At 41.0% G+C, this 2,811-nt stretch carries 1 protein-coding gene; it reads right to left on the bottom strand.

Features of this window, described 5'->3' with window-relative positions; genetic code table 11:
• Positions 1-402: 402 nt before the first annotated feature.
• On the bottom strand, positions 403-2,724 hold the full coding sequence (gene pcrA, locus BGL89_RS02570) for a DNA helicase PcrA (protein WP_286824280.1): 2,322 nt from the start codon (positions 2,722-2,724) through the stop codon (positions 403-405).
• Positions 2,725-2,811 lie beyond the last annotated feature (87 nt).

The raw sequence follows: 2,811 nt of genomic DNA, 5'->3' as shown, positions 1-2,811 counted from the left end.
CTCGAAAGTGGAAACGCTACCGCGTTAGTTTCATTTTGGTCGCGATTCATCTCCCGTTAAGCAAGGGCGGCTCTAACGGGAGTCCTCTCGCAACCTTGAGATAGACTAACTCGCTGTTGCCCATATTATCGGATAATTTCGATAGTAGGCGGAAAGTTTCTCAACAACTATTAAGAATCAAGGATTTAGCTTCTCAATTTTATCGTCAGTCTGACCGCAATTCTCTATTCTAACAGCAGGTAGCGATCGGAGTTGAGGAATCAGGGTGTGTCAGTTATCAGTGAACAGTAATCAGTTATCAGTGGGGAGATAGAGAGAAAAAAGCCGGTGGGTTACGGCGAATACTCAATTTTTAGTGAGACTATAACTTATTTTCGCCTAACCCACCCTACAGATGATTACCTATTCGTGGATAAGTTGCATGGGTGCGGTGCGAGGATCGATGATTTTCTGACCTAAACCCGAAAATTTGACCGCTAGATTCATTTTTTTACCCTCACCAAGGATATGGGTCACTTCTCCTTCTCCAAAAGCAGAGTGTAACACTCGATCGCCTACGCCCCATTTTCTTTGATTAGAGGCGGTTGTTTGAATGGGAACCACTTTTGGGGTCTTTTTCGGTTTCAGGTTGCTTGTGAGCAATTCTGGGGGCAATTCCTGCAAAAATTGGGAAGCTACCTTCATCTCTTTATTCCCCCAGACATATCTTTCTTTTGCGTAGGTTAAAAATAATTGTTCCTTGGCCCGAGTCACTCCCACATAACACAAACGGCGTTCTTCCTCAAGGGCAATGGGATCGTTTAAACTACGATTATGGGGAAAAATGCCCTGTTCTAAACCGACTAAAAAGACGATAGGAAACTCTAAACCTTTGGCCGAATGAAGGGTCATTAAGGAGACTTTTTCTTGACCTTCCTGAAGATTATCTAAGTCCGAGGCTAAACTCGCACTAGCGAGAAATTCCTGTAGATTGGTTTCTTCGTTTTCCTCTTGAAATTGTACCACGGCGCTATACAATTCTTGAATATTCTCGATCCGGGTATCAGCTTCCTCGGTTCCCTGCTGTTTTAATTCATCGATATATCCCGAATCTTCCATGATTTGATCTAGGATTTCACTAGCGGATAAATCGGTGATTTTTTCTTGCAGGTTTTGGATAATTTTAGCTAACTTATTGACGCTTTTAGTCGCACGACCGGCGAGAGTATTAACGGAAGTTTCATCGCTGATAATTTCCCATAAAGGTACTCCTAATTCTTGGGCAGCTTTGAGCAAACTATCGATTGTGGTTTTACCAATACCGCGCCGAGGAGTGTTAATAATTCTCAATAAACTAACGGTATCAGCAGGATTGGCAATCACTCGTAAATAAGCGATCGCATCTTTAATCTCCTGTCGATCATAGAATTTAAATCCCCCGACAATATTATAGGGGATATTATTGCGAATTAACCCATCTTCAAAGGGACGAGATTGGGCATTAATTCGGTAGAGAATGGCAAAACTACCCCAATTTAATTCGGGGTTTTCTTGGGTAAATTCTCGAATTTTATCGATAACAAAAGCCGCTTCTTCCTGTTCATCTCTGGCTTTAAAAACATAAATACTATCGCCCCCTTCTCTAGTGGGAACAAGGACTTTATCAATTCTTTGACTATTATTTTCAATTAATTTATTTGCCGCTTGTAGAATATTCTCCCGTGAACGATAGTTTTCCTGTAGTTTCACCATCGTGCGAGTATCATCATCGGGTAAACCATCGCCAAAGTCCGCTTGAAAATTGAGCAGAATAGTAAAATCCGCCATCCGAAAACTATAGATAGATTGGTCGGCATCACCCACCACAAAAATCGATCGATCCGTCCAATTCCACTCACTTTTTTTCGTTTCACCATTAGTCGATAAAAGCCGAATTAACTCGTACTGAATCCGGTTAGTATCTTGGTATTCATCGACTAAAATATGCTTAAATTGCGTATGCCAATAACCGAGAATAGATTCATTTTGCTGAAAAAGACGGACTGGAACCAGTATCAAATCATCAAAATCTAGCGCATTATTTTGTGCCAATTGCATCTGATAAGCCTGATAAACCTCAGAAATGACCTTTCCCCGAAAATGAGGGTTTTCTCTGGCGTAATCCCTGGGAGTTAACCCTAAGTTTTTGGCATTACTAATCGCATAACGTAGATTGCGAGCATCAAATTTTTTATCGTCTAAATTCATCTGTTTAGTGACGATATTTTTTACTAAACTCTGGGCATCAGATTCGTCCATAATTGAGAAATTCCTTTGCCAACTATGACCATATTCATCCTGATATTTATTAATGTCATAGCGCAAAATCCGACCACAAAGACTGTGAAAAGTCCCGATCCAGAGTTTTTTAGTATAATTGCGATAAACTTGAGAAAAGAGTTTTTTCTGTTCGTATTCTTCCAAAAGTTCTAATCTTTGACCGTATTTTTCCTGTGCTTGCTGTTGAGCAAAAGTTTTTTCAATTCTAGTTTTCATTTCCCGGGCCGCCTTATTGGTAAAAGTGACTGCGAGAATATTTTCTGGATCGACCTTGTGATGACGGATCAAATGGGCGATACGATAGGTTAAAGCGCTGGTTTTTCCCGATCCTGCTCCAGCAACCACCAACAAGGGGCCGCAAAAATGCTCCACAGCAAGGCGCTGGGAAGGATTGAGTTGTTCTAAATAATCGGCTGTGACTGTCATCGAAAATTTTGGGTCTGAAACCCCGTCGTAGAACGACGGCTTTACCGTTAAATACTAGCGCATTTACCAAATATATGCTAAAATGTG

Source organism: Microcystis sp. LSC13-02 (assembly GCA_002282935.1).
GTDB lineage: Bacteria > Cyanobacteriota > Cyanobacteriia > Cyanobacteriales > Microcystaceae > Microcystis.
Note: the sequence above shows the minus strand (reverse complement) of the source record. Positions and strands in the feature narration are given on the sequence as shown.

Excerpts from the sequence above, each read along its gene's own strand:
- pcrA (WP_286824280.1), bottom strand. The coding sequence starts at position 2,724 with ATGACAGTCACAGCCGATTATTTAGAACAACTCAATCCTTCCCAGCGC.